This is a genomic window from Streptomyces rhizosphaerihabitans, from assembly GCF_025399795.1.
In the GTDB taxonomy this organism is placed as follows: Bacteria; Actinomycetota; Actinomycetes; order Streptomycetales; family Streptomycetaceae; genus Streptomyces; species Streptomyces rhizosphaerihabitans.
The window spans coordinates 63,826-89,238 of sequence record NZ_JAODTZ010000023.1 but is presented as its reverse complement, the minus strand read 5'-3'; the positions used below and the strand labels follow the sequence as shown (position 1 = coordinate 89,238).

General features: G+C 70.7%; 20 protein-coding genes and 1 pseudogene. 13 read left to right on the top strand and 8 right to left on the bottom strand.

The features are described from left to right. Nucleotides 1–22: 22 nt before the first annotated feature. The gene (locus N4G66_RS23185; protein ID WP_261706088.1) at nt 23–2,968 is read right to left on the bottom strand and encodes a hypothetical protein; all 2,946 of its coding nucleotides are present in this window, start codon (nt 2,966–2,968) and stop codon (nt 23–25) included. Beyond that, complete coding sequence (locus N4G66_RS45690; protein ID WP_315903682.1) at nt 2,896–3,831, bottom strand: hypothetical protein; 936 nt, start codon at nt 3,829–3,831, stop codon at nt 2,896–2,898. The genes N4G66_RS23185 and N4G66_RS45690 overlap by 73 nt, the downstream gene beginning before the upstream one ends. 257 nt (nt 3,832–4,088) lie before the next feature. On the opposite strand from N4G66_RS45690, the gene pnuC reads away from it, so the two are divergent. The 3 genes from pnuC to N4G66_RS23165 are packed head-to-tail and all read left to right on the top strand — an operon-like array spanning nt 4,089 to nt 6,513. Beyond that, complete coding sequence (gene pnuC, locus N4G66_RS23175; protein WP_261706087.1) at nt 4,089–4,697, top strand: nicotinamide riboside transporter PnuC; 609 nt, start codon at nt 4,089–4,091, stop codon at nt 4,695–4,697. Continuing rightward, nucleotides 4,694–5,785, top strand: a complete 1,092-nt coding sequence (locus N4G66_RS23170; protein WP_261706086.1) for an AAA family ATPase — start codon at nt 4,694–4,696, stop codon at nt 5,783–5,785. Before pnuC ends, N4G66_RS23170 begins: the two co-directional genes overlap by 4 nt. Then, nucleotides 5,782–6,513 (top strand): NUDIX hydrolase, encoded by a 732-nt coding sequence (locus N4G66_RS23165; RefSeq protein WP_261706085.1) that lies wholly within the window; start codon nt 5,782–5,784, stop codon nt 6,511–6,513. The genes N4G66_RS23170 and N4G66_RS23165 overlap by 4 nt, the downstream gene beginning before the upstream one ends. An 80-nt stretch (nt 6,514–6,593) precedes the next feature. On the opposite strand, the gene N4G66_RS23160 is transcribed toward N4G66_RS23165, so the two are convergent. Further along, on the bottom strand, nt 6,594–8,033 hold the full coding sequence (locus N4G66_RS23160; protein WP_391858863.1) for a lipase family protein: 1,440 nt from the start codon (nt 8,031–8,033) through the stop codon (nt 6,594–6,596). Nucleotides 8,034–8,607: 574 nt separating this feature from the next. Here N4G66_RS23160 and N4G66_RS23155 point away from each other — a divergent pair. Together N4G66_RS23155 and N4G66_RS23150 are read left to right on the top strand one after the other, a co-directional pair. After that, nucleotides 8,608–9,255: a TetR/AcrR family transcriptional regulator gene (locus tag N4G66_RS23155; protein WP_261706083.1), complete on the top strand. Its 648-nt coding sequence runs from the start codon at nt 8,608–8,610 to the stop codon at nt 9,253–9,255. A 253-nt stretch (nt 9,256–9,508) separates the two neighbouring features. Then, nucleotides 9,509–10,741 (top strand): carbohydrate-binding protein, encoded by a 1,233-nt coding sequence (locus N4G66_RS23150; RefSeq protein WP_261706082.1) that lies wholly within the window; start codon nt 9,509–9,511, stop codon nt 10,739–10,741. A gap of 158 nt (nt 10,742–10,899) precedes the next feature. Here the strand turns inward: N4G66_RS23150 and N4G66_RS23145 are convergent, their stop codons facing one another. Then, nucleotides 10,900–11,247 carry a DUF1330 domain-containing protein gene (locus N4G66_RS23145; protein WP_261706081.1) on the bottom strand — a complete coding sequence of 116 codons (348 nt, stop codon included), beginning with the start codon at nt 11,245–11,247 and terminating at the stop codon, nt 10,900–10,902. Between the two features lie 460 nt (nt 11,248–11,707). Here N4G66_RS23145 and N4G66_RS23140 point away from each other — a divergent pair, with 460 nt between their 5' ends. Continuing rightward, nucleotides 11,708–12,211, top strand: a complete 504-nt coding sequence (locus N4G66_RS23140; RefSeq protein WP_261706080.1) for an AAA family ATPase — start codon at nt 11,708–11,710, stop codon at nt 12,209–12,211. Between the two features lie 412 nt (nt 12,212–12,623). Then, nucleotides 12,624–13,445, top strand: coding sequence for a maleylpyruvate isomerase family mycothiol-dependent enzyme (locus N4G66_RS23135; protein WP_261706079.1), 822 nt, complete (start codon nt 12,624–12,626; stop codon nt 13,443–13,445). Between the two features lie 58 nt (nt 13,446–13,503). On the opposite strand, the gene N4G66_RS23130 is transcribed toward N4G66_RS23135, so the two are convergent. Together N4G66_RS23130 and N4G66_RS23125 are read right to left on the bottom strand one after the other, a co-directional pair. Then, entirely contained in the window at nt 13,504–15,396 is a 1,893-nt protein-coding gene (locus tag N4G66_RS23130; protein WP_261706078.1) for a glycoside hydrolase family 15 protein, read from the bottom strand. 123 nt (nt 15,397–15,519) lie between these two features. Beyond that, a complete protein-coding gene (locus N4G66_RS23125) occupies nt 15,520–16,044 on the bottom strand; it encodes a hypothetical protein (RefSeq protein WP_261706077.1) in 525 nt (174 codons plus the stop codon). A 397-nt stretch (nt 16,045–16,441) separates the two neighbouring features. On the opposite strand from N4G66_RS23125, the gene N4G66_RS23120 reads away from it, so the two are divergent. From N4G66_RS23120 to N4G66_RS23110, 3 genes and pseudogenes are all read left to right on the top strand, one after another. Next, complete coding sequence (locus N4G66_RS23120) at nt 16,442–17,542, top strand: winged helix DNA-binding domain-containing protein (protein ID WP_261706076.1); 1,101 nt, start codon at nt 16,442–16,444, stop codon at nt 17,540–17,542. Nucleotides 17,543–17,609: 67 nt separating this feature from the next. Further along, nucleotides 17,610–17,744 (top strand): annotated as a pseudogene (locus N4G66_RS23115) (IS5/IS1182 family transposase); the annotation flags it as partial. 376 nt (nt 17,745–18,120) lie between these two features. Continuing rightward, entirely contained in the window at nt 18,121–20,766 is a 2,646-nt protein-coding gene (locus tag N4G66_RS23110) for an alpha-L-rhamnosidase-related protein (protein ID WP_261706075.1), read from the top strand. A gap of 334 nt (nt 20,767–21,100) precedes the next feature. On the opposite strand, the gene N4G66_RS23105 is transcribed toward N4G66_RS23110, so the two are convergent. After that, complete coding sequence (locus N4G66_RS23105) at nt 21,101–21,526, bottom strand: ATP-binding protein (RefSeq protein WP_261706074.1); 426 nt, start codon at nt 21,524–21,526, stop codon at nt 21,101–21,103. A 463-nt stretch (nt 21,527–21,989) separates the two neighbouring features. On the opposite strand from N4G66_RS23105, the gene N4G66_RS23100 reads away from it, so the two are divergent. Further along, nucleotides 21,990–22,640, top strand: a complete 651-nt coding sequence (locus tag N4G66_RS23100; RefSeq protein WP_261706073.1) for a hypothetical protein — start codon at nt 21,990–21,992, stop codon at nt 22,638–22,640. Between the two features lie 347 nt (nt 22,641–22,987). Here the strand turns inward: N4G66_RS23100 and N4G66_RS23095 are convergent, their stop codons facing one another. After that, nucleotides 22,988–23,479: an FBP domain-containing protein gene (locus N4G66_RS23095; RefSeq protein ID WP_261706072.1), complete on the bottom strand. Its 492-nt coding sequence runs from the start codon at nt 23,477–23,479 to the stop codon at nt 22,988–22,990. A 71-nt stretch (nt 23,480–23,550) separates the two neighbouring features. Here N4G66_RS23095 and N4G66_RS23090 point away from each other — a divergent pair, with 71 nt between their 5' ends. Both N4G66_RS23090 and N4G66_RS23085 read left to right on the top strand, forming a co-directional pair. Then, the gene (locus N4G66_RS23090; RefSeq protein ID WP_261706071.1) at nt 23,551–24,120 is read left to right on the top strand and encodes a TetR/AcrR family transcriptional regulator; all 570 of its coding nucleotides are present in this window, start codon (nt 23,551–23,553) and stop codon (nt 24,118–24,120) included. Between the two features lie 237 nt (nt 24,121–24,357). Continuing rightward, nucleotides 24,358–25,413, top strand: coding sequence for a PucR family transcriptional regulator (locus tag N4G66_RS23085; protein WP_391858862.1), 1,056 nt, complete (start codon nt 24,358–24,360; stop codon nt 25,411–25,413).

Here is a 25,413-nt window from a genome sequence, read left to right as displayed (position 1 = left end):
GACGCGTGACGCGAGGCCGTCGTCAGTCGTCCTGCGGGCAGAGGAAGTTCCCTGACGGCCCCCAGCGCGTCACCGGGGCGGCTTCCGCGGCCACGGCTCCGCAGGTCAGGTCGGTGATTCTGGTGCCGTCCCCGGTGATCTCCCGGATGTCGACCTCCTTGTTCACCGGATACTTGTGGCCCTTTCCGATGGTCATGATCCCCGACTCTCCTACGTAGTCGGCGACTCCGGTCAACTGGAGAAAGGTGACGACAGCGCTGGGGGTGAACTGCGGGTCGGTGACCGAGATCTTGTTCATCACCCGGAAGAAGACGTTCACCGCGTCGTAGCCGGCGGCGGCGTCGCTGTCGGTGGAAACCCCGTAGGTCTTGCGGAAGTTCGTGGCGAAGGGCCCCTTGGCGTCGGGCAGGCTGAACTGGTTGTAGAAGAGGCTGAGCGAGCCGTACTGCTGCGCCATCAGTTCCGGGTGGAGCACGAGATTGGGAGCGGCGCTCTCGGCCAGCACGGCGACGCGCCCCTGGTGCGTACGGCACTGCTTGTCGCTCTGCAGGTAGTAGAACAGGTCGTACATGACGCTGGACCGGCCCGCGTAGAGGACGAAACCGTCGGTCCTGCGGATCAGCGCGCAGATGCCGGCCGCCACGGAGGACGTCTGGCTGTCGTTGCCCGATTCGCCGTACGGCACCGGGTAGACCGGCCCCGCCGAACCGTAGGCGTCGGTGAACCGCTTCTTCAGATCCGCGCTGAAGTACGTGTCGTGCGGGTCGAAGACCAGGACCGCGGCGGGCGCGGTGTGCCCCGGAGCGGCCTTGGTCAGGGCCGCCAGCCGGGGTGAGCGCCGGGCGAAGGTCGCCATGATGCGCGCGACCCGCGCGTCCGGCGCCGAGAGCTGGAAGTACGACACCGGGGAGTCGCCCTCGACCATGGGCTGGCCCGAGACTCCGATGCCGAGGACCGTGACGCCCTGGGCGTCGAGTTCGATGGCGGCCTGGAGGGACTCCGGACGGCTCTGTGTGAGGCCGATGACACCGGCGATGTGGTCCCGGTGGATCCGGTCGACGATCATATGGGCCACATCCACACCGCTGTGGTTCTTCGTGTTGAGTCCGCCGTGCGATCCGAATGCGAAGTACTCCCCCGCGTTGGCGACGAGCAGCCGGATCGGCATCTGGGACTTGAGGTTGAGGGCGTTCACCTCCTTCTGGGCGAGCAGCGCGCCCCGCAGCATCTGGAAGCCCGTCGGCACGGTGCGGCGGGAGGTGGAGCCGACGCTCAGCGGAGCGAAGAAGACCAGGGTGCGATACGGCTCGGTCCGGTCGACGTCCGCGTTCTGGCGGCCCAGTCGGGCTTCGAGCGCTCGCAGTTCGGGCGCGTACAGGCCATGGGCGAGCTCGCACGTGTCGCTGCCGTCGGTGATCCCGACGCGCTCGCCCGTGCTGACCCGCGGACACCAGGTGTCGGTGGCGCGGGACCCGGCGACGGGCTCGGCGCGGGGGTGCGTCCCGCCGGGCCTCAGCACCTGGAACAGTCCGGCGGCGACCACCGCCATCACGGCCACGGCGGCCACCGCGGGACGCAGCCAGTCGCCCACGCGGCGCTCGCGGGCGCGCACGGTCCGTTGCACGGCCGGCCGTTCGGCGCTCGTCCCGTTGTCGGGCACGCGTGAGAGCGGCACGGCGCGCACCGCTTCGACCGGTTGCCCCGAAGCGCCCGCCGCGAGCAGCGAGGCCACCGTCTGAGCCGTCGTGCCGTGGGCCCCGTGCCGGATGCCCTGGCTCGGGACGCCGGCGCGGGGCAGGCCGACGGCGTACGGCGGGATGTCCGCCGTGGCGGCGCCCAGCACGAGCAGCGGGCAGGTCCCGACGTCCTCGGAGACGGCGGAGAAGGAGTTCAGGAGTTTGCGGCTCGGGGAGTCGTCGCCGCCGACCGTCGGGAGCAGCAGGACGAAGGGCCATCGCCGCCGTGGCCTGCGCACGCTCCACACCGGCGGGCGGGCCGCCCGCGTCAGGTCATGGAGAAGCGCGGTCAGCAGGACCTGGCGGACCACGGCCTCGTCGCGGGCCGACACGGCGGACACCGCGGACCTGGCCGAAGCCGCCGCCGCACCCGCGTCGGCCGGTGCTCCCTGATCGGCCCTGTCCTGGGCCCGGGAACGCACATGAGCGTCGCGCAGGGACATCGCGGCGTTGAGGAAGCTGCGCCCCGGCTCGTCCAGCATCCCGCCGACCCACCGCAAGCGGGCACCGCGGTCGATCCGTACGCCGTACGACCACCGCCACAGCCAGGCCAGTGGCGTGGTCACCAGTTTCGTGATCGCCGACCACTGCTTGGCTCCGAGTTCCTCACCGAGGGCCGTGACCTCGGAGGCGAACCCGAACCTCCAGGCGTACTTGTCGTAGATCCGGTCGCGCAGTGCCCGTCGTTCGTCGGCCACGTCCCCCGCGACGACGGCGGCGCGCAGCACCGACAGACAGGCGTCGAACTCGGTCAGCCGCAAGGTGCCGGAGCCGTCCGGCATGGTGACGCGCAGCTGTCTGGCCACCCGGTCCAGCAGCCGTACGTGCGGGCCGTCCTGCCCCTCGGCGTCCTCGCCCGGGTGGTCGCACGCGAGCAGTTCCTCGTCGACCAGCGCGTGCGGGGCGAGGCTGGCGAGGTGGCCGGTCTCACCGGTGCTGAGGCGGAGCAGGCGGTGGTGGTAGACGTGCACCAGGGCCGAGAGCGCCGGATCCGGCCCGCCCCGCCCGGTGTCGTCCGCCGCGAGGCCGGCTCCGGGGCCGCCCTCCGCGATCGGGTCGGCCGCCGCCTCGCGGGTGAGCAACAGGGCGGGCAGCCGGTGCCGTGCGCTCTGCCGCCCGGGCGGAATGCCGGCTCGGCGGTCGACGACATAGCGGTCGATCACTCGGACGATGTCGTCGAAACCGCTGGGGAGGACGAGATCATGTTCGTCCGTCCGATGGGGTTGCGGCACGCGGGGCCTCCCGGATGCTGAGAAACAGGAGGCGAGCCTAGGTATATCCGGGCCGATTCAAGCTGCTTTGCATCTAATAGGCGCCCATTGAGCGGTTGCGGCCGCTTGCCTTTCGGATCGGACACACGCGGGCGGACGGCCTCGGCGCGGTGCGCGACGCTTTCCGTGATCGTGCCTGTTCTACGGCCGTACGCGCGGGGCCGCTCACTTCCACCCGTACGCGTAGGCCCGTGCGACCCGTTGGCCGGCTGTGCCACGGGACCGAGGTCACCCTCAAGGAGGGTCTGGATGATCTGGGGCCGGTCCCGTAGGGCCAGGATTTCGTTCGCGATGTCCACGATGGGCAGGACGTCCTGACCGCCGTGTACCACGATGGCGGCGGACGACAGGCTGCGCGGGGCGGCTCCGGCGTCGAGGAGGACGCGCCACTCTCCCGGGCCGAGCTTCAGGAACTCGAGTCCGGTGAGTTCGGTGATCTCCAGAGGGTCGGCCGGCGTGCCGGGGTAGGCGGTGAGCGTGCGCAGGCGGGGCAGCCCGGTGACTGGGGCAAGGCTGAATGGCGCACCGTCACACACGCCGATGGACAGGACTTCCAAGCCGGGGTGCGCGGCGGCCGGGACGGTCTTCAGGCCTGCGATGTTGACCCTGGCCACGACCGGCTGCCGCGCATGCGGGCCGCTGGGCTCCGCGGCGGGCCGGCCCAGCACCAGGCCGGTGAGGGAGTCGGCAACGAGCTCGGCGCCGGCGTCGATCGCCCCTTCCGGTCCGGCCAGTGGTGTCAGCGTCGGCGTGATGCTCATCAACTGGACAACTCGGCCTGATCTTTCACCTTGCGCTTCCGCCGCCAAGGGCTTGCAGAGCATCAGCGTGTTGCGTTGATGCGAGGGTTGGCCGGTCGAGGATCACGTTCAGGCCGGCAGGGATGCGGGACCTGGCGGGCGCGGCGCAGGATGTCGTCGCCATCGGACGAAGCCCTCCCCGGCGTTGGTGTCCAGTGACGACGGCCGGGCGCCTGCGGTGACCACCCCCGCCACGCGGTGCCGCAGGCGCCACGGGCTTCTCCCTTGCCCTCCACCTGCCGTCCTGTTTATAGTCACGATGACTATAAAGGAGTTCGTCCGTGAACTGGAACCTCAGCTGGACCGAAGCGCTCGGCTTCGCCACCGGCGCCGTCTGCGTCTGGCTGGTGGCCCGCCAGCACATCGCCAACTGGCCCGTCGGCATAGCCAACAACGTCTTCTTCATCGTGCTCTTCCTCCAGGCCGGCCTGTACGCCGACACCGGCCTCCAGGTCGTCTTCATCGCGCTGGCCGCCTACGGCTGGTGGACCTGGGCCCACGCCGACGGACCGGCCACCGCCGGCACCCTGCCGGTGCGCCGTACCACGGGTGTCCAATGGGCCTGGCTCGCCGCCGCCGGAGTGCTGGGCACCGCCGCCCTCACCCTGCTGCTGGACCGGGCCACCGATTCCACCGTCCCCTTCTGGGACGCGCTCACCACCGCCCTCTCCCTGGCGGCCACCTACGGCCAGTGCCGCAAACTGCTGGAGTCCTGGTGGCTGTGGATCGCCGCCGACCTGGTCTACATCCCGCTGTACGCCTACAAGGGCCTGTACCTGACCTCCCTCTTGTACGTCGGCTTCCTCGCCCTGTGCGTGGCCGGCCTCCTCGGCTGGCGGCGCACCCTCGCGACCGTCGCCCCCCGCCCCGCCACGGCGGTGACCGCGTGAGCGCCGCCGGCCGCCCGTACCGGCACGGCCTGGTGCTCGGCAAGTTCTATCCGCCGCACGCCGGCCACCACCACCTCGTCCGCACCGCCCTCGCGCAGTGCACCCGGCTGACCGTCCTGGTCTGCGCCGCCTCCGTGGAGTCGGTGCCGCTCAGCGACCGGGTGACGTGGATGCGCGAGGCCCACCCGGGGGCCGAGGTCGTCGGCGCCGTCGACGACCACCCGGTCGACCTGCACGACCCCGCGGTGTGGGACGCCCACATGACGGTCTTCCGCACGGCCGTCCCGGAATCCGTGGACGCCGTGTTCACCTCCGAGTCCTACGGCACCGAGTTGGCCCGCCGGTTCGGCGCGGCCGAGGTCGGCGTGGACCCCGACCGCACCGCATACCCCGTTTCCGGCACGGCCGTACGCAAGGACCCGGTGGGCTGCTGGGAGTTCCTCGGCCCGGGCGTGCGCGCCGCCCTCGCCCGGCGCGTGGTCGTCCTCGGCGCCGAGTCCACCGGCACCACCACCCTCTCCCGGGCGCTGGCCGCCCACTACCGCGCGCGCGGCGGCATCTGGACGGACACCGGCTGGGTGCCCGAGTACGGGCGCGCGTACAGCGAGGAGAAGCTCGCCGCGCTACGGGCCACCGACCCCGGAGCCGACTGGGCCGAAGTGGAGTTCGCCTCCGAGGAGTTCCCCGTCATCGCCCGCCGCCAGGACGACGACGAACAGCGGGCGGCCCGCAGCGGCTCCCCGGTACTCTTCTGCGACACCGACTCCTTCGCCACCGCGATCTGGCACGAGCGCTACCTCGGCTCGCCCAGCCCCGAGGTGGCGGCGGTCGCCGCCCGTACCCCGCGCCACCTGTACCTGCTCACCGACCACGAGGGCGTGCCCTTCGAGGACGACGGCCTGCGCGACGGCCCGCACCTGCGCCCATGGATGACCGGTCGGTTCCGGGAGGAACTGGAGCGCACCGGCCGCCGGTTCCTGCTGGTCACCGGCAGCCCCGAGGAGCGACTGCGCACCGCCGTGGCGGCGGTGGACGGCCTCCTCGCCGAGGGCTGGCACTTCAACGACCCTCTCCCGGAGCACCGGTGACGGCCACCGGCGCGTACGACCCGTCCGCGTACGAACCGTTCGCGGTGACCGTCGACCTCGCCGTGCTCACCGTGCGCGCCGCCGCCCCGCATGTGCTGCTGATCCGGCGCGGCCAGGAGCCGTACGCGGGCGCCTGGGCGCTGCCCGGCGGCTTCCTGCTGCCCCGCGAGTCGGCCGAGGAGGCCGCCCGCCGCGAACTCGCCGAAGAGACCGGCCTGCCGGAGTCCCTGGTCGACGGCGTCCACCTGGAACAGGTACGCACCTACAGCGACCCGGACCGCGACCCCCGGATGCGGGTGGTCTCCGTTGCCTTCGCCGCGCTCGTCCCCGATCTGCCCGAACCCGTGGCCGGCGGCGACGCCGCCCAGGCCCGCTGGGTGCCGCTCGCCGAGGCCGAGGCCGCCGCCCTCGCCTTCGACCACGACCGCATCCTCACCGATGCCCGCGAACAGGTCCGGGCCGGGCTGGAACACACCTGCCTGGCCACCGCCTTCTGTCCGCCCGAGTTCACCCTCGGCGAGTTGCAGGCCGTCTACGAGACCATCTGGGACACCGGCCTCGACCGCCCCAACTTTCGCCGCAAGGTGCTCGCCACCCCCGGCTTCGTGGAGGCCGTCCCCGGCGGTGCCCGCCTGACCGGCGGCCGCGGCAAACCCGCCGCGCTCTACCGCGCCGGCCCGGCCACCGCCCTGCACCCGCCCCTGCTCCGACCGGAAGACCCCCGATGACCGCCGCCGCCCCGACCGGCGCCCCGGTGTGCTGCGGGCCCCGGCGCCGTGGATCCGCGCCGGGGCCCGCACCAGGTGCCTCAGGGCTGCAGGGGCATCGTCCAGCAGTTGGAGGTGGCGCGCTTGCCGGAGAGGCGGTCGGTCAGCCAGGAGATGGCGTCGCCCTGGTCTGTGATGAGGGGCGCGACGTGGTTGGTGAGCAGTCCGTCGCCGAGGTTCGGCAGGTTGATGGCGTCGTAGGTGATGTCGGCGCCCTTGCGGCACCAGTCGACGGCGAGTTGACGTGCCTGGGCGTGCGGGACGATGTCGTCCTGGATGCCGGTGGCCAGGCGTACCGGACTGGTCGGCTTCAGATTGCCGATGCGCTGGTTGTCGAGCGTGGCCCGGAGCGCCGGTGTGCTCTCGACGATGTCGCTGACGGACTCGCCGTTCGTCGTCCATGACGTGCTCTTCTTGAACGCGTATCCGAGGATCGCGTCGCCGACGCACATCGTGGACAGGTCGTTCAGCGCGGCCTTCCCGGCGGCGTTGAGGTGGGCGTCCGCGATGGCCCGCAGGTCGGGGTCGGACTGCAGGAAACCGTTGAGGGACCAGCCGAGGGCACCGGCGAGGGCGCTGCCGTCGATGCCCTTGACCACATCGGTGAGGTTGGCGGGCGGTGCGCCGGAGTAGGTGCCGGCCAGGGTGATGTCCGGGGCGTAGGAGGGCTGGAGTTCGGCCGCCGACGCGCTGGCGCCGCCGCCCTGGCTGTAGCCGAAGAGGCCGACGGGCGAGGCGGAGGTGATCGATGCCCCGGTCAGCGCGCGTGCCGCGCGGACGGCGTCGAGGAGCGCGTGTCCGCCGTCGAGGCGGTTGACGTACGTGTGGAGCCGGTCGGTCGCGCCCAGCCCGACGTAGTCGGTGACGACCACCGCCGTGCCGGACGCCAGGAGCCGGTAGATCGCGAGATCCTCGTAACCGACCGACACCGTCTCGCCGTTCAGGGTGATCGGGTGCTGAAGCCCCATGGAGGCCGCGCACTGGTCGCCCTGGCCCATGGTGCCGGGGGCCACGGCCACCAGAGGTCGCGGGCCGCCGCCCTTCCAGGCGGCCGAGGGCTCGATGTAGGCGCCGGTCACGGCTACGGGCTGCCCGTTGGAGTCGGTGGACTTGTACATCAGGCGGGTCGCGGTGCCGGGGAGCGGACCGTCGAGGCCGGGCAGGCTGAGCGCGAGCGGAAGGGGTTCGCTGCGGACGAGGGCGCCGTTGGCCGAGGGGAGGCTCGCGGGCGGTGTGTAGAACGCGGGAATGGTCACGCCTCGGGAGATCACGTCGTCCGCGCCGGCGGCCGCGGCGGGGATCGCCTGGACGCTCAGGCAGGCGAGAGCCGCGAGTGCGGTGGCGAGGAGGCGGCTGCGGTTCGCTGCGGCCGGCCCGGCGTGCGCGGGGGGCGCGGAGGGCACGGAGGGCAAAGACCGCTCTGCGTGGGGACGTCGGCTGGACGCCGGATGCGGCTGACGGGTGCTGTGGGGTCGTTCCATGCGGCTCACTCCCTGCTTCGTCAAAACGTGGGGGTCGTGCGGGCGGCCGACGGCGTCAATGGCGTGACGCCGGCTCTGGCTGAGGTGCCGACCGAGCCGCCGTCTCGGGACTGCTGGTGGCGGATTCAGGTCGGTGCGGGGAAAGGGCAGCGCCCGGAGACGGATGCGGGCAGGACGAGGCCGCACCCGCCCGCATCGCGGAGGCGGGCATGACGAATACACCGCCCGCGCGCCGTCGGCCGGGCGGCGCGCGGTGCGGCGCCCGCCCACACGTCGTACGACGGCGGGCGAGGCGGATGTCCTGGGGGGGATCTGTATACGGCGGACCCCGGTGCTCGTGGCTGCGGCTCCGCCGTTGCGCGCTGTCCTGTGCTGCCCTGTGCTGCCCTGTTCCTGTTGTCTGCACTCGGCAGCAACGGGCGCCGAAGTCCCGTGCGACGCCCGTTAGTTACTCCCGAGTCACATCAGGAGAGTAGGAGCGGATGTCACTCAGTGACAAGATGTCTGCGTGCGTCATTTCCGATGGGCTCGCTATGCTGCCAGCGGTCGACGAGACAGGGGTGGTGGGGCAACGGTGCGCGATGCGGCACCCGCAGACCGGGCCGCGACGGCCACCGGGGCCGCGAGGCCGTCACTGGGCGAACGACGCAAGGAGGCCCTCCGTCTGGACATAGCCCGCGAGGCCGTCCGCCTATTCGTCTCACAGGGCGTCACGAACACCACGGGGGACCAGATCGCGGAGGCGGTGGGCGTCTCGACCCGCACGCTGTGGCGCCACTTCCCCACCAAGGAGAGCTGCGTACGCCCCTTGCTCACAGCGGGACTTGACGCCGCCACGGATCAACTGCGGCACTGGCCGCCGGAGACCGGCCTGCTGGACTTCCTGACCCATTCCTGCCGGCACGGGAGACTCCCGTCCGCGGACCCCGCGGTTCTCGACCTGATCCGCATGACCCCCGCCGAGCCCGCGCTGCGCGCCGTCTGGCTCCAAGCACACGACGACGCCCTGCCCGTCCTCACCGAACTCCTCGCCCGGCGTTCCGGCAGGAGCGCCGACGATCTACGGGTGAAGGTGCACGCGGCCACCGTCAACGGCGCCCTGCGCGCGGCGGCGGAGGACTTCGCCGTGCGTTTCGCCGACGAGGCGAAGGCCTCGGAAGAGGATCTCGCCGCATGCCTGCACGCCGCCCTGCACGCGGCGTCGGAGGGCCTGCCGTACTGACAACGACCCGCCAGACCTGGCCAGTTGGAGCCGAGTCGACCCTTACCGAACGAGGCAAGCGCTTGCGCGAGGGCACCGGGGCTCACGAAAAGCGAATCGTCCCCCCGCACCCCACAAGCGACGAGAAGCGAACGACGGCCGAGTAAAGAGTTCACCTGGTCTAGTCCAAAGACCCGTCTGGTCTAGTCCAACTTATTGACGTGATCGCGACAGAGACCGGAAGCTGGGACTCCCCCACCCCTCTGGAGGCACAGTGAGACGTTTTCGCGCATGTCTGGGCGCGGCAGCCGCCGTCAGCCTGGCTGCGGTCGGCACGACCGCGCTCGTCGCGGGCAGCGCCTCGGGCGCGACCACCGCGCTCAGCAACCGGTGGTACGCCGCCGCCCCCTACCTGATGCCGCTGGACAACGATCCGCCGGACGCGGGCGCCATCATGGACGCGACCGGTCTCAAGGCATTCCAGCTCGCTTTCGTCCTTGCCCCCAACGGCGGTGGATGCTCGCCCACTTGGGGCGGGACGGCAGCGGTCTCCTCGGACACCGCCGTGCAGTCGGTCATCAACACCATCCGTGCCAAGGGCGGCGACGTCTCCATCTCCATCGGCGGCTACGGCGGGACCAAGCTCGGCCAGACCTGCTCGGACGCGGCCGCCACAGCTGCCGCGTACCAGCAGGTCATCACCAAGTACGGTCTGCACGCGGTCGACTTCGACCTTGAGGAGCCGGAGTACGAGAACACGGCGGCCATCAAGAACGAGATCGGCGCCGCCAAGATCCTTCAGCAGAACAACCCGGGCCTGTACGTGTCCGTCACCACGCCGGGAACGGCGGACGGAACCGGCTGGTTCGGCAAGCAGATGCTGCTGGAGGCGAAGTCGCAGGGCTTCACTCCGAACAACTTCTCCATCATGCCGTTCGACGGCGGCTTCAACGGCGCCGCGTCCCAGACCAGCGCGCTCGCCAACTTCAACACCATCCTCCAGTCGACCTTCGGCTGGAACCAGGCGACCGCGTACGCCCATGAGGGCTTCTCGGGCATGAACGGCCGCAGTGACAGTGGCGAGTACTTCTCCCAGGCCGACTTCCAGACGGTGCTGGACTTCGCCACCAGCCACAACATGGACCGTTTCACCTTCTGGTCCCTCAACCGGGACCGTCAGTGCTCGCCCGCCGACAACGGCGGCCGTACGTCGGGCACTTGCTCCAGCGTGGCCCAGAACTCCTGGGACTTCGCGAAGTACTCGGTGAAGTTCGCCGGCGCGACCCCGCCCACCGGCACCCCCACCCCGACGCCCACGCCGACTCCGACCCCGACTCCCACGCCGCCGAGCAGTGGCTGCAAGACGGCTTGGAATTCGACCACGGTCTACACCGCCGGCAACGAGGCTTCGTACAACAACCACAACTGGAAAGCCAAGTGGTGGACCCAGAACGAGACGCCCACCGGCGTCGACTGGGGTCCGTGGCAGGACGAAGGCGCCTGCTGACACCTGATCGGCTCCGGACGGGGTGCCCAACGGGTGCCCCGTCCGGCTCCATCGGCTCCAGGCTTCCCGCCGAGCAGTACCCCTGAGGGGATGACGTCACCCGAGGTCCGGGCGGCGCCGTCCCCTCAGTGCGTTTGCCTCCCCGGCCGGCACGCGAACTACTCGGCCGGCAGTGCATCCCGCATCGCCCTGGCGGTGGCCCTCGGGTCGTAGCCCTCGGGAACGCCCGGGACCAGGATGATGCCCCCCTCGATGTGCCGCGAGCGCAGCGGAGCGATCGTCCGGTACGCGGGTGACTCCCACCAGGCCCGCGCCTCGGCGATGGCGGGGAAGCCGATCACCACGGCATGGCCGGGCCAGCTGCCCTCCACCACCTCGTGCTGCGTGGCGTGCACGAGGAAGCGGCCACCGTAGGGCTCGAAGGTGGCGCCGATCCGCTCGATGTACTCGGCGATCTCCGGGTGCGGTACGGCTTCCCGCAGGTGGGCTATGGCGTACGCGGTCATGGCATCCTTCCGGCCGTTCGGGCTCCGTACACGAACGACTTTGCCGTCCACGCTCACCGGAGTCGATTACCTGAGAGGTAAGCGGCCCCTCCAGGAAGCCGGAGCGGGACGGGCCTGTCCGGACGAACGATCGCGGATCGCGTCCTCGGCCTCCGACGCCGGCCCGCCGACCGCCCGGAGGAGCGCGACGGTCGGCCCGGGCCCAGGCACGCGACGGCGAGGCCGGCTTGGAGGAGCGCTCGACCGGGTCTCCGGCCAGGAGTCCGTAGCGAAGGCCGATCGAGCAAGCACGGCATGGCCGGGGGCGGTTGGGCCACAAGAGTCGCCGTACCCATGAAGGTTCGCCGGGTTGGCCGGGGTGCGGCTCGGGCCGGCGCTTGGGACGACGCTCGGGGCGACGCCGCAGGCGATGCCCGTCTCGCCCCCGAGGATGATGTGTCTTCCGCACTAACCTGGCTCCGTGACACAACAAGTGAGCACTGTTGTCCTGATGTGCGGTCTTCCGGGGTCGGGCAAGACCACCTACGCGATGGAGCTGGTGCGACGTGGCTATGTCCGGCTCTCGATCGACGAGGCGGTCTGGCGACGACTCGGGTGCCGCGACGCCGGCCTGGTACTGGAAGCGGCGGCGTTCGACCAGCTCAAGGAAGAGGTCCGCAGCGAGCAGCGGCAAGAGCTGGTCGAGCTGATGACGGCCGGACGCGACGTGGTGGTGGACTACAGCTTCTGGAGTCGCGCCGCCCGGGACGACTACAAGGCACTGGTCGAGAGCCACGGCTGCTGTTGGGAACTGGTCCATCTCAAGGCAGACCGGACGACGCTGGAGCGTCGGCTCAAGGTCCGCAACGGCGAGGAGGGCGCCGACTCCGTCACCGTGAATCAGGAGTTGTTCCACCGCTACTTGGCCGACTTCGAGGAACCGAACGGTGAAGGCGAGCAGGTCTTCATGCAGTCCTCGCCTTGAGACCCGCCGGAACCGCCACCCCGGCGAACCTCGTCGGTCACCGTGGTCGGCGAGTACCGCCCGCCTCCTGATCATCCGTGCGGCCGCGGTTCGTCGACCTCGGACGTGGTGTCGGGGACGGCGTCGGGCCGGGTGCGTTGCCTGGACAACGGGGGAGGCCGCCGCGCTCCCTCCGGCCGGCCCGCGCCACAGGTGGAGACATGCAACAGCCACCCGACGCCGACCCATTCCTGAAACGAATGCCCGCTTTGCCCCGGACGTCCTGCCTCTAGGCGCGTTCTCCCTGCTCAGAGTCTTGTCGCTGCCCCCCATTGCCTGGTCTTCTGTACGCCCGGTGAGCAAACAACGCCCCGTCCCACCACGGTCTGCCCGCAGCCCGGAGTGCGGCGGGGCCGGCAGAAAAGGCGAGAACGTGGACTCAGTGGCTGGGCAGGACGTGCGGAGGTCGCTGCCCGAAGGGCTGGGTGCGGCGATACACGAGACCGCGGAGGAGATCGCCGCGCTGCTGCGGACCGATGCCGACATGGAACGCCGCATTCCCGGGGCGGAGTGGAGTGTCGGCGAGGCGGCGGCACATCTGGCCCTGGCCAACGAGCTGATGGCCGAGCTCGCGGCAGGGCATGCGCGCCGCTACGGAGACGGCACCCCGCAGAGCCTCGCCGAGGCCAACGAGCGGTCGCTGGCGGAGTTCGGGGAGCGGACGGCCGAACCCTTGGCGGCGATGATCGTCGAACACGCCGACGCCTGTGTGAAGGCGTTGGAGGAGGGTGCGGCGGAGGGGACCGTCGTCACTCCACTGGGCTCGATGAGTCCCCAGGAACTGGGCTCGTATCTGCTCACGCACATGCTCGGCCACGGTTACGATCTCGCCCGCGCGCTGGGCCGGGCGCACATGATCGACCGAGCCCGGGTCGGGCTGACCCTGCCGTTCATGCTCACGGCGATGCCACGGGTGACCAATCCGCTCCGCACGAGCGGGATGAACGCCCGCTACGACATCCGGTTGTGGGGCGGCGGCCGGTTCGGCGTGACCCTTGTCGACGGCGTGCTGACCGTCGACCCGCAGCCACCGGCCAGGCCCGACTGCACCATCTCCATCGAGCCGGTCACCTTCCTCCTGATGGCGCTCGGCCGCCAGGGACAGGTGAGCCCCATCGCCCGCGGCCGCATCCTCGTCCGGGGCCGCAAGCCCTGGCTCGCGCCCCGCTTCCCGGGCCTGTTCACCGCGCCCTGAGCACGCGGATCGCGCTCCCCGGCGGCCCCGAAGGCGTTCAGTCGTGGCCCCGAGGGGGTCAGCCGAGTTTGCGGTCGAGGTTGAAGGCGGCGCTGATCAGGGCGAGGTGGGTGAAGGCCTGGGGGAAGTTGCCGCACTGTTCACCGGTGTGGCCGATCTCCTCCGCGTAGAGGCCGAGGTGGTTGGCGTACGTGAGCATCTTCTCGAAGGCGAGCCGGGCCTCGTCGAGACGGCCCGCGCGGGTGAGCGCCTCGACGTACCAGAAGGAGCAGATCGAGAAGGTGCCCTCCTCGCCCTTGAGGCCGTCGGGGCTGGCCTGCGGGTCGTAGCGGTAGACCAGGGAGTCGGAGACCAGGTCCTCGCCCAGGGCGTCGAGGGTGGCGAGCCATTTCGGGTCGGTCGGGGAGATGAACTTCCCGAGCGGCATCATGAGCAGCGACGCGTCGAGGATGTCGCTGTTCTCGGTCTGGGTGAAAGCGTTGCGCGAGGGGGACCAGCCCTGGCTCATGATCCGCCGGTAGATCGTGTCGCGGACGGTGCCCCAGCGGATGACGTCGGCGGGCAGGCCGCGGTGCCGGGCCAGCCGCATGGCGCGTTCGATGGCCACCCAGCACATGAGGCGGGAGTAGAGGAAGGGCTTGCGGCCCCCGCGGGTCTCCCACACCCCTTCGTCGGGCTGGTCCCAGTTGTCGCACACCCAGTCGACGAGCCCGCTGACGGTGTCCCAGTGAGCACTGGAGAGGGGCTGCCCCCACTTGTCGTAGAGGTAGAGGCAGTCGACGAGGGCGCCGTAGATGTCCAGCTGGAGCTGGCCGACGGCGCCGTTGCCGATACGTACGGGAGCGGATCCGCGGTACCCCTCAAGGTGTGTCAGCTCGCGCTCGGGCAGGTCACGGCGCCCGTCGATGCCGTACATGATCTGCAGCGGGCCGTCCGGTCCGACATTCTCGGGGATATCGCTCTGGACGTGCTCGGCGAGGAAGCCCATGAAGGCCTCGGCCTCGTCGGTGAAGCCCAGACGCAGCATCGCGTACACGCAGAACGCGGCGTCGCGGATCCACACGTAGCGGTAGTCCCAGTTGCGCTCGCCGCCGATCCTCTCGGGCAGGCTGGTGGTCGGCGCGGCGATGATGGCGCCGGTGGGGGCGTACGTGAGCAGTTTCAGCGTGAGGGCGGAGCGGTGCACCATCTCCCGCCAGCGGCCGCGGTAGCGCGACCGGGACAGCCAGCGCCGCCAGTAGCGCACGGTGGCGTTGAAGTCCCTCTCCGCCTCGGTCACGGCGCAGAAGCGCGGGCCCACCTCGTCGTCGATCTGGTCGAGGGCGAAGACCGCGGACTCCCCCTCGTGCAGCTTGAACAGCGACCATACGTCCTGTCCGGCGACTTCGATCGGCACGGTGGACGTCAGGGCCAGGATGAGCGCGGGCGAGGTGAAGACAGCCTGACCGGAATGCATACGCACGGTGTGCGGGACCGTCCCGTACTCGAAGCGGGGGGCGACCCGCGCGCGAAAGGGCAGTGTTCCGCGGACGCACACCACACGGCGGATCAGGCGGTGCCGGCGGGCCTCGCGCGAGTCGTCGACGATCGGCATGAAGTCCTGGATCTCACCGACCCCGTCGTCCGCGAAGAACCGGGTGATCAGCACATTCGTGTCGGGAAAGTAGAACTGCTTCGTACGGACCGGGACGTCGGCGGCGAGTTCGAAGCAGCCACCCCGGTCGGCGTCCAGGATCGAGGCGAAGACGCTGGGCGCGTCGAAGCGCGGGCAGCAGTACCAGTCGATCGTGCCGTCCGTACCGACCAGAGCCGCACTGCGCAGGTCGCCGATCAGACCGTGGTCTGCGATGGGCAGATAGCGGGGGGTGCCTGCGCCACGCGGTCCACCTGGTGCACCAGGTCCACCATGGGGCCCGTCGTCCCCTCTGGCCTCAGAAGTCACATCAGCCATACCGGCCTCCTCTGGGCCGTCACCCGAGCCTCCCCCTCCGCTCCAGGCTAACGAGTTGTCCGGACTCGGGGGCGCTCGTACGTCCGGACACGGCCGCGGCGACACGTTCGTGCGGCCATGCCGTCAGTGCTTGAGGACCACCTTGGCGGCCACGATGATCAGTCCGAGGGCCAGGTTCACGAAGCCCTCGGCGATGACCAGGCCTCGGGAGGCGCCCGCCCGGGCTGCTCCGAGGCACGCCCACATGACCTGCTGGGCCACCGCGATGCCCAGAGCGATCCACAGCCCCGTGTTCACACTCATGTCGAACACGGCGCTGAGGGCCACGGCGGCGGCAGGAAGGGTGGCGGCCTCGACGATGGACCACTCGTGCGCACCGATCCGGCGGATCTCCCGCCAGGACCAGGCCTGACCGACGATGCGCTCCCCCGCGAGCTGTGCGTAGACGTGGGTCGCCCAGAAGACCAGGCCGGTGATCACCAGCAGCACGACGGCCTGGAGCCGTGGGTAGTCCCCTCCCGTTCCGGCGGTGGCCACCACGGAGGCGGCCAGGATCGAGCCGTAGATGGCGCCCGCGTAGTCGGTTCGATGGCTTGCCGGCCGGTCTGCACGATCCCCACGCTCAGGTGGAACGCTGGAGCCATTCACCAATCCAAGATAGGCGGCAGTCCACGACCACGCCCGGCGAGTGTGCCGTCCGGGTCGCCGCGCGGCGGGTTCGAACACGCGCCGAAAATCATGGCTCGGGTGCCCCGGCGCGGCTCCGGTACTGCCCCGCGCAGCGGACACATCCTGACCTCTATTCCTGCGACGGTGCTCCCGTACCGGACAACCCGACCGACCGGAAGGACGCGATCACCGTGACCACCCCGACCGCATCTCCCTCGATGCCCCGTGGAGAGCGGGCCGGCCGCGCCGGCGGCAGCCGTCACCGGCGCGGCTCGACGGCCGTGCCGCGGGGCGGCCTGTCCACCCCGGAGACCTGCCCCTCCGGACGCCCTTCCGGACAGTCGCGCACCCGTGACGAGCGCCGCGCGGTGACACGATGACCGTTCTCGGCAGCCGGGCGCTCAACCGGGCCACGCTCGCCCGTCAGCTGCTGCTCGACCGCGCGGACGTTCCGGTCCTCGAAGCCGTCGCGCACCTGTGCGGCCTGCAGGCCCAGGAACCGCAGGAACCCTTCGTCGGACTCTGGTCGCGACTGCACGCGTTCGACCCGGCGGTCCTGGACGACCTGCTGATCCAGCGCGGCGTGGTGCGGACCCACCTCATGCGCCGCACGGTGCATCTCCTCGCCGCCGACGACGTCCGGGGCTGGCGAGCCCGCTATGACGCCATGCTGCGCCAGAAGGTGCTCGGGACCTACCGCCGCGAGCTCGACGGGGTCGATCTCGACGAACTGGCCGAGGCGGGACGGGCGTTGATGGCCGACGGCGAGGCGCGCACGGCGGCCGACATGGTGCGCGTACTGGCCACGCGCTGGCCCGCGCCAGGACGGCGAGCCCTGGGCGAAATGCTGGTCGCCGCACTCGTACCGGTCGCGCAGACACCGCCCCGCGGACTGTGGCGCACCAAGGCGGGCGTGCGCAACGTGCTCCTTTCCTCCTGGCTGGGCCGGGACGTGGACCCGCCCGCCCCCGACGGCTGCGACCCGGTCGGCCAGGCCCTGGTCCGGCGGTACCTGGCCGCTTTCGGCCCCGCCACGTCCTCCGACCTGCGCGCATGGTGCGGCCTCGCCGGGCTGCCGGCCGCGGTGGCCGCCGTACGGGACGAGCTGGTGTCCTTCCGCGACGAGTCGGGCCGGGAACTGCTGGACCTCCCCGACGCGCCGCGCCCCGATCCCGACACACCCGCCCCGGTGCGGTTCCTCCCCGCGTTCGACAACGCGATCCTCGGCTACCAGGACCGCGGCCGGATCGTCGACGCCGCCCATCGTGGACTCTCGGTCGCGGGCGAGCGCGCGGTACTGCTCGACGGCCGGGTCGCCGCGACCTGGAAGGCCGAGGCGGACACCGTGGTCGTCACCCCGCTGCGCTCCTTGTCCCCATCCGAACGGGCCGCCGTCGCCGAACAGGGCCAGGAACTGTCGTCGTTCCTCTCCGGCCGGGAAAGCGACCGCGTACGAGTCGTGGCGGCCGCGGGGTAGGCGTCGACAACGGCCGGGCACCGTCCGGTCCAGCGGGGCGGCCGTTCAGCTCATCCATGGCGTCCCGGACCGCAACACCGTCGAACGGTGCATCAATCGCCTCAAGCGGTGGCGAGGCATCGCCACCCGCTACGAGAAGACCGCCACCATCTACCTCGCCGGACTCCACATCGCAGGCATCTTCACCTGGTCCGCCCGGTGATCCAAGCGAAACCGCCTGGTAGGCCTGATCCGCAACTCGGAGCCGCCTACAAAATCTGGTACAACCCTGAGCCGGCCGAACGTGTCCTCGTAGGTGCCTGTACGTGGAGTGCCGGGCCGACATGTCGCCGGCTCGGGGTGGTGAGCACACAGGCGTCCGCCGACGCCGATCGGACCGGACCGGTCACGGTCGCCCGCCGGCCGGACAGGCACAAACGCGGCTCGGCGGCGAACGCGCACCGGCCCCACTCGGCCCGAAGGCCGACAACCCACGCAGCCGGGCCCGGCCCAATCTCTGTACGCAGCCCGGCTCCTGAGGTAGCGTCACCTCGCCCACCACGATTGAATCGTTTCAATCAGTTGAGGAATGAGGCGTCATGCCGTCGAACAGCACTTCTGAGAACACCCCGTGGTCCGGTCTCCCCCGGCGCAGGGTCATCGCCGCCGGGGCCGGCGCCCTCGCCCTGTCCGCCGCGGGCCTCCCTGCCGCGGGGACCGCGTCCGCCGCCGAGAGACCGGCCGGTGCGGCGACCCCCTCGACCGCGCCCCGCTCCGGAACAGGCTGGCAGGGCTACGTCCAGGCTCCGGCGTCGCGTGCGGTACAGCCCGTACGCGTCATCGCTTCCACCGGAGATGTCGTCGGCCCCGAGGGCCTGTTGCAACCCGGCGGCCCCCGCACCGTCCTGCGGCGCCCCCGGCCCGCACCGGCCCCGCGCTGGCCCGAAGGCACGGTGGCCGAGGCCTCCTCCGCCCACGCGGGCAACAACGGCAACGACGGACAACCGCGCACCTACGACGCCAAGAACGCCATCGACGGCGATCCGGGCACCTTCTGGAACGACGACACGCTGGGCGTGTTTCCCGACACCCTCACCATCACGCTTCCGGCGACGCGGGAACTGTCGGGCATCACGCTGATCTCCAACAGCGACGGCGTCCCCACCGCCTTCACGGTCGACGTGTGGCAGAACGGCGCGTGGCAGAAGGTCGCCACCGTCGCAGACAACGATGTCATCCAGCGAGCCGTGCCGTTCGTGGCCAAGGTGTCCACCACCAAGGTCCGCGTCACGGTGACGGGCGTCCAGGACACTCCGCGCGGGGCCTTCACCCGGGTCAACGAGGTGTGGCCGGAGCCGGTCGCGCCGGTGGTGGCACCCAGCGTCACGGTGGACTTCGGCAAAGTCGTCGTGGGATACCCACGCGTCCGCTTCACCTCCGCGTCGGACAACTCCCCCGGTGTGCGGCTCGCGTTCTCCGAGACCCAGCAGTTCCTGACCGACCGCTCCGACTTCACCCGCTCCGACCAGTCCGGCGGGGCGGGTCAGGGAACCGACCAGTTCGCCGTACCGGCCGCGGGCGCGGACTGGAGCGACCACAAGGGCTTTCAGGCGGGCGACAAGGTCTACGCGGACGGACTGCACGGCTTCCGCTATCTCAGGATCACACTCGACGCACTGGCGGGCGACGCGCCTGCCGCCCAGCCGTGGGGAACGGTCGAGATCGACTCGGTCGGCCTCGACTTCAGCGCCTATCTGGGCACACCGAGCACCTACCGGGGATGGTTCCTGTGCTCCGACGACGACCTCAATCGCTACTGGTACGGAGCCTCGTACACCAACGAGCTGGTCACGGACACCTTCCGTCAGGACGACGTCGACCCGCGCAACGCCTGGAGCCCTTCGCTCGAAGGCAAGTCGGTGCTGCACGACGGTGCCAAGCGCGACCGGGATCCCTATGTCGGCGACCTGGCGGTGTCCGCGCGCACTCTCTATCTGACGCATGACGACGCGGCCGCCGCCGCACGCAACGTCCTGGCCGACCTGGCCGACCATCAGCGTGCCGACGGCTGGATCCCTCCCGCCTCCATCTCCGGTTACGCACTGCCCCTGTTCGACTATCCGCTGTGGTGGGTGACCTGCAGTTGGGACTATGTGCTCTACACGGGGGACCGTTCCTACGCGAACCGCTACTACCCGAACCTGCTGAAGGTGCTCGACACCTGGTATCCGACTGTCACCGACAGCGCCGGTCTCCTGAGCAAGGGTCTCAACGGCACGGGCGGGTACGGCGACTACGCCTTCCTGAACCGCACCGGACGCATCACCTACTACAACGCCAACTACGTCCAGGCCCTCAACGACGCGGCCCTGATGGCACGTTGGCTGGGCCGGGAGGGGGACGCGAACCGCTGGACCCAGCGGGCCGCGTCGGTCAAGGACGCCATCAACGCCCACTTGTGGGACGAGGCCGCCGGCGCCTACCTCGACTCCGCGACGGGACCGGTCAGGCACGCTCAGGACGGCAACGCGATCGCCATCACCGCGGGTGTCGCCGACAGCGAACGCGCCGCCTCGGCCCTCGCCCATCTCGACGCCACCACGCAACGGCCTTACGGCAACGCGTTCATGGACAACGACACCATCTTCGGCGATGCCTCGCAGCGTGTGTACGCCTTCACCTCGTACCCCGAGATCGTGGCGCGCTTCGAGGCCGGCCGGGCCGAGTCGGCCATCGACCAGATCCGGCGCACATACGGCTGGATGGACAGCCACGACCCCGGCATCACGAACTGGGAGGGCATCGGTCCCGGCGGGTCGTTGTACGAGGGCGCCTACACCAGCATGGCGCACGGCTGGTCCACGGGCGTTCTCCCGGCGTTGACGCACCAACTGCTGGGCGCCGTACCGACATCGCCCGGATACGCCACCTGGGAAGTGCGGCCGCACCCTGGCGGCATCGCCTGGGCCCAAGGACAACTGCCCACACCCCAGGGCCCTTTGGCGGTCTCGTGGGAGAACACCGCGAAGGTCTTCGCGTTGACCGTACATGTGCCCGCGGGAACCCGGGGTGCGGTCGCGTTCCCGGTGGACAGTCATGATGTGACGCTCCGAAAGGGCGGGCGCGTGCTCTGGGGCGGGCACCGGGCGTCGGCAGGCCGCGACGTCGGGGTCACGGACGGACGGATCACGGTTTCCGGCCTGCGTGCGGGCACGCACAGCTTCTCCGCCGTTCGGCACGGCTGAGCCGCGGCTGTCCGAGGCGATCCGACCCGGCCTCGTGGCGCCCGGCCATGCGCTCTGTCCCGACATCCGCGAGGAGCGTCGCCGACGACGGGACCGGGTCGCGCGGGCCAGGGGCCGGGAGGGACTTCAGCGGCCTGCCGCCGTCGGTGACCGCACACCATTCGCGTGCCGTTGCCTGTCGGCACACCGAGCGCGGGGACGACAGCAAGTCGGCCCCGCGCTCAACGGTGTTCGTGTCACTTCGGGTTCCGCTCCGCCGGCCATGACATCTGTCGCATCGGCATCGGCACGTCGAACACCACGCACGCACTCCGCCCACCAACGGCAGGGAGCCTCAGCCACCGTCACCGTCCTGTCGCCGTCGGGCGCCGACCGGGCGGAAGCACGCCGTGACCGTTTTCCCGTGCCGCTGACACTCCATGCCCCACTCGTCGGCGAGCATCCGCACGATGCCGACCCCACGGCCGGACACCGCGCCGGGTTCCGGATCACGCTGGACCGGCAGTGTGGAGTCCTCGTCGTGGACACTCACGTGCAGGCAGTCGCCGTCCCAGGTGAGAACGAGATACGCGTCGCTGTGAGCGTGGATGTGGGCGTTGGTGAGCAGTTCGGACACCGTCAGCACGACGGCGTCCACCGTCTCGGGCTCCTCGGCCGTCCACGCCAGGGACTCCAGGTGCCCACGGGTCCAGCGCCGCCCGGCGCTCACGCCTCCGGAGACCGGGAACGAGTGCGCCCAGCCCATCGCCTTGACCGCCATCGCCCGACCTCGCTCCCGATCGCCTCGCCCGTGCCCTCTCGTAGTGGCCGGGTACCCGGAAGCCACCGACCCAGTCGGCACCACCACCAACGCGTCCGGGACATCGCGGCGACGCTCCGGGCATGCTCCGCCGATGTCCCCCTGTACGAAGAGCTTGGGGGGAACGCGCTGTACGAAGAGCTTGGGGGAACGCGTGCCGGACCCCGCGTCTGCGGCTGGGTGCGGAGCACTGAGGACACCTGTGGGTGTCAATCCGGCACCACAACCCGAGCTCCCCTTTGGGGCGAACCAGCACGCGAAGGGAACAACAGGCCAACAGTGTCCGTACTATCTGTAAGCCGGGGCATACGCATCAAGTGCGGCCGCCCAGCCATGCAGCCCGGTCGACAGGAACACGCCCCGCCCTCCGGCACCTTCCCGGTGTGTTCATGTGGCGACCGCGCGCCGAAGAGAGGTCTCCATCGTGCCCGACACCAAGACTCCCACCGAACTGACATCGCAGTACACCGCTCAGGTGGTCGGCGACCTGGAGCGCAACGCCAAGGAGCAGGAGCGCGTCGGTCTGGAAATCGACGCACTGCAGGAGCAGTTGAACGCTCTGCAGCACGACCACGCGGTCCTCACCAACCTGCACCAGGCACTGGGCGCCACGGGCGCGCTCGTCGAGGCCGAGCCCGCGCCGAAGCCGGCGTCCTCGGTGCCCCGCCAGAAGGCTCCCGGCAAGTCCGCCGCCGGCAAGCGCACGCGGACCAAGAAGGCCGACGCCGTGAAGGAGACGGCGGCGCGGACATCGGCAGCCAAGAAGCCGGCGGCCGAGGCCACCTCGACTCAGCCCACGCTCATCGATCTCATCCGCCGCTACCTCACGGAACAGCGGGAACCGCGCTCCGCCGCGGAGGTGTCCACGGCGCTCGGCCAGACGCACCCCGACCGTCGCATCCAGACCAACGTCGTCCGGACGACGCTCGAGAACCTCGTGGCCAAGAGCCATGCACACCGCGCCAAGCAGGGAAGTTCCGTTTTCTACACGGCCGTCGATGCTCAGGAGCCGACGGCGCCGGCACCGAGCGCGGACCGGCCGACGGAGCCGAAGGCAGTGGCGGACAGCAACTGACCCCGTCAACCTCGGTTCGCCGCACGGGACTTGGAGGTCCCCTCCGCGACCGTGGGCGGAACGGTGGGGCGCTCGCGACGGCCGTCCATGTCCGGCGCGGCTCCGCACCGAACACCTTGATGTGCCCTCTCCCGGAGGTGGTCTCCGCCCCTTCGAGGACATGGTGAAGTCCGGTGCCACGGCCGCGGCGTTCGCGCCGCGGCCCGCCGCCGACACGGCGAGCCGGTACCGCGCCGGGATCCCGCACATCCCGGCGGCTCTGCCCACCACCGCGGCCGAGCGCCGTGCCACGGGCTCCGACAGGCCGACGCGTCCTCGCCTCGGGTGCCGTACGCCCGGAGAGTCACTCAGGCGGTCACCTTGGCGATGAACGCCGCGAGGTTCACCACGGTCCGCTGGATCTTCTCCTCCAGGGTCAGCGACTCACGGAGCCGCCCTCCGACGCCGGCGTCCTTCTTTCCCCGTACGTACAGCGAGCAGGCGAGGTCGCTGCACAGATAGGCGCCGACCGAGTTGCCCTGCTGTCCGGCCTTCCCCGCCTTGGGCGCGACCATCAGGGAGACCCCGCCGGTGTGGGTGGTCACGCACATCGAGCACATACTGCGCCGCAGTTGACCCGAGGTCGTACCGGGGCAGCGGAGCTGCAGGGCCTTCGGGCCGCCGTCCAGTTCGGCCACGATGTACGCGCGTTCCGGCGCCTGCGGGTCTCGCCAGCCGAGGTAGTCCAGGTCGCCCCAGGGCCGGTCGGCCAGGTCGCGCGGGACGGAGAGGCGCTTCGCCTCACCCTTGGTGCAGTTCACGAACACGGCACGGATCTCTTGCTCGGTCAACGGCTTCATAAGACTCACGGTAATTTGCCTAAAGGTATTAGGCAAATGCATAATCGACTACGCCGAGGGAGAGGAAGGGCATGGTTCGCGCGGGACTGAACGCCGAGCGCCTGACACAGGCCGGGGCCGAGCTGGCCGACGAGGTCGGCTTCGACCAGGTGACCGTGTCGGCGCTGGCCAGACGGTTCGACGTCAAGGTCGCGAGCCTGTACTCGCACCTGAAGAACTCCGACGACCTCAAGACCCGGATCGCGCTGCTCGCGCTGGACGAGCTCGCCGAGCAAGGGGCCGCCGCGCTGGCCGGACGGGCAGGCAAGGACGCCCTGACCGCCTTCGCGAACGTCTACCGCGACTACGCCAGGGAACACCCCGGCCGCTACGCCGCCGCGCAGCTCAGGCTCGACCCGGAGACGGCGGCGGCAAGCGCCGGCGTCAAGCACGCGCGGATGATGCGGGCGATCCTGCGCGGCTACGACCTGACGGAACCGGACCAGACCCATGCCGTCCGGATGCTGGGCAGTGTGTTCCACGGCTATGTCAGCCTGGAGATGGGCGGAGGGTTCAGCCACAGCGCCCCCGACTCGCAGGAAAGCTGGTCGCGTGTCCTGGACGCCCTCGACGCGCTGCTGCGGAACTGGCCCGCGCCCTGAGACCGACGCCATCGGCCCGCTTCCGGCGCCCCCGGGCATCTTTCCGGTCCTGTGCCGGCCACCGCCGACTCTGCCGGTGTCCGGCACAGGACCATCCGCCGTGCTCCCCTGCCCACAGGGTGCATCGCGGCGCGTGAGGGGCGCATTGCCGGTTCCCGGCAGTGTTGCTTAGTCTCTGCGTGCCGGTCACCGCCAAGAAGTCGTCACCGGGCCGTCAAGAAACCGGGGGACAATGTGATGGAACGGCAGATAACCGAGCAGTATCTGGAGGGCTATGCCCGGATACTGTCCGATGTCTCCGTCACCGGCAGGCGCCTCACCCGGGACGAGATCGAGTCCCGGCGGACCCTGGGCGAACGGGCCGCCGACGCCGGTCACGGCCTGCCCGCCCTCGTCAGCGCCCACCTCTCCGCGGCCCGCGCCGCCTGGCCCGCCGCGCCAGGTGCGGCCGACTGTACGCTCGCCGCCGTCCAACAGGTCATCGACGCCTTTGCCGAGGGCTACGGGCGGGCCCAGTTCCTGGCCGTACGCAAGGAGGAGGCCGCGCGCCGTGAGTTCATCGACGACCTCCTCTACGGGCGCAGCGACCTGGGCCGCCTCGCCGAGCGTGCGGAACGCTTCGGTCTGCGGCTCTCCCACGCGCACACCGTCGCCGTCGCACAGGGCCCGACGGCCTACGACGAGTCGGCGCCCGTCCCCCGCCGGGTGGAACAGTCCCTCATCGCCCGCTTCGGCGACCGCAACATCCTGTTCACCACGAAGGACGGCAGGATGCTGTGCGTCGCACCGGGCGAACAGGAGGACGTCCTCACCCACTTCGCCAAGCAGACGCACGCGGCGACCGACGGCGGGCAGGTGGCCATCGGCCGGCCCCAGCCCGGCCCCGGCGGGGTCGTCCAGTCCTACGAGGAGGCGCTGAACACCCTCGAACTCGCCGAGCGGCTCGGCCTGGACGCTCCGGTGCTGCGCGCAGCCGACCTGCTCGTCTACCCCGTTCTCACCCGGGACCGCCAGGCGATGGCCGACCTGGTCCTCGCCGCGCTGGGGCCGCTCACCGGCGCCCGCGGTGGCGCCCAGCCGCTCCTGGACACCCTCACCGCGTACTTCGACACCGGCTGCGTCGCGGCCGCGGCCGCCCGCCACCTCTCCTTGAGCGTGCGCGCCCTGACGTACCGTCTGGAACGCATCCACCAGCTCACCGGGGCCGACCCCGCCGACCCCGCGCAGCGCTACATGCTGCAGACCGCGGTCATCGGCGCCCGGCTGCTGGACTGGCCCGCGCGGAGTCTGTGA